The 225-nt window shown below is 38.7% G+C and carries 1 pseudogene; it reads right to left on the bottom strand.

Annotated features, from left to right (window positions below):
• Nucleotides 1–44: 44 nt before the first annotated feature.
• A pseudogene (locus tag ACVCXO_RS00050) lies at nt 45–225 on the bottom strand (hypothetical protein); the annotation flags it as partial.

The following is a 225-nucleotide window of genomic DNA, read 5'->3' as shown; positions in this document are numbered from 1 at the left end:
TTTTCTTTCCATTCGTGTAATGGTACGTTACCATCCCAAAGCCATTAGGTTGTGGTGCTTTTAAAGGTTTTACTTAGTCTTCTGCCTAAAGCATCGTAGGTAAAATGTACTTGTAATTTATCTGGTCGTGTTACGGTTTGTAACATGCCAGCAGCATTCCACTCGTATTGCCAGTGGTCTTTTTTACTTCTAAAAATGCTGCTACTACCTTTGTACTTTTCGGTT

The sequence above is a fragment of the Lacinutrix sp. MEBiC02404 genome, assembly GCF_053601575.1.
The sequence above is the reverse complement of the archived record's forward strand: the minus strand, read 5'-3'. Positions and strand labels throughout refer to the sequence as shown.